General features: G+C 65.8%; 1 protein-coding gene. It reads right to left on the bottom strand.

The window, feature by feature from the left end; genetic code table 11:
* Window positions 1-60: 60 nt before the first annotated feature.
* Window positions 61-1458, bottom strand: coding sequence for an MBL fold metallo-hydrolase (locus ACNPN0_RS18740; protein ID WP_448938969.1), 1398 nt, complete (start codon window positions 1456-1458; stop codon window positions 61-63).
* Window positions 1459-1598 lie beyond the last annotated feature (140 nt).

Here is a 1598-nt window from a genome sequence, read left to right as displayed (position 1 = left end):
AGGGGGATGCGGGACCGGGGATACGTAGAATTTATTGTTGAGGGATGGGCAGTGGAGAACCTAGGCGTTCTGCATTTGCTTCCAGTCGGCCCATCCGGCGTAGCTGCCCTCGAGTTCAACGACGTCGAACCCGGCCCGGCGCAGGGCGGAGGCGGCCACGGAGTTGCGCACCCCGGACTGGCAGAAGCTCACGATCACGCCGTCGGACGGAAGCTTGTCGGTGTTCCAGAGCACCCGTCCGGCGTTGAGCTGTTCGGAGCCGGGCACGTGTCCGGCAGTGTGCTCGGTCTTGTTGCGCACATCCAAGACCATGGCCGCATCGAACCCTGCCAGGTCGGCCGGGGAGATCGTGCGGGGCACGTAGACCGGCAGGCCGTCTAGGGAAGTGATGTATCCGGCGACGCGGTCGATGCCCACGCGGATGAGGTGGTCCCACATCTCGGTGGCCGTTTCGCTGTTGGGAGCCAAGAGCACCAGCGGTCGCTGGTCCGTTTCCGGGTCCACGGCCCAGGCACCGTAGCTTGCCGCCTTGGTGCCGGCGGGAATGTTCAGTGCCCCTGCGACGGTTCCCTCGTGGACCTCGGTGTGGTGGCGGGTGTCGACCACGCCGATGTCATCCGCGGCCAAGGCGGCCGCGACGTCCCCGGTGGCCAGTTCGGCCAGCGGTGCGCGTTCGCCCAGGACGGCCGGACCCTGGCGGTTTTCGCGCTTCATCCGGCCAAAGTAGGCGTGCGCGTCGGGCTGCCCGTCAAGCAGGGCCTCGACGAACCCCGCCTCGTCGTTGGCCTCCAGGTACGGACCCCACCAGGCGAAGCTGCGCTCATATCCGACGGTGGAGGACGGGATCGCGCCCAGGGCCTTGCCGCAGGCGCTGCCGGCACCGTGGCCCGGGTAGACCTGGACGTAGTCAGGCAGGGTCAGGAACTTGTTCTTCAGCGAGACGAAGAGGTCGTGGGCCCCGGCGAAACGGGTGTCGGTACCGCCGGCGGCCTCGTCGAGCAGGTCCGGGCGGCCCAGGTCCCCGGAGAAGACGAAGTCGCCCGAGAGCAGGAAGCCCGGCTTGTCACTGAAGGCGCCGTCGGTGACCAGGAAGGAGAGGTGTTCGGGGGTGTGCCCCGGGGTGTGCAGGGCGGTGACGGTGATGTTTCCCAGCGTGATGGTGGACTGGTCAAAGAGGCGTTCGGCTTCGAATTCGTATTGCCAGTCCGGCCCGCCCTCGCCCGAAACGTAAATCTCCGCGTCGGTGGCGGCGGCCAGCTCCCGGGTGCCGGAGAGGTAGTCGGCGTGGATGTGGGTCTCGGTGACGGCGGTGATCTTCATGCCGTTTTTTGCGGCAAGGTCCCGGTACACCTGGATGTCGCGCCGGGCGTCCACCACGAGGGCCTCGCCCTTGGCCTGGCAGCCGATGAAGTAGCTGGCCTGTGCCAGGTCCTCGTCATAGATTCGTTCGAGAAGCATTGGTTCTCCTTGTGGTTGGTCAGTTTACCCTTCATACCCCTGGGGGTATCCGGTTCACAGACAACAATAATACCCCCTGGGGTATCCGTCAAGTCGTTCACGGATGCACAAAAAAGCGGCGATCGACACCATCGGGAATG

This window comes from Glutamicibacter sp. AGC84, assembly GCF_053543575.1.
Note: the sequence above shows the minus strand (reverse complement) of the source record. Positions and strands in the feature narration are given on the sequence as shown.

Coding starts and splice junctions, on each gene's coding strand:
- ACNPN0_RS18740 (WP_448938969.1), bottom strand. CDS start 1,458: ATGCTTCTCGAACGAATCTATGACGAGGACCTGGCACAGGCCAGCTAC.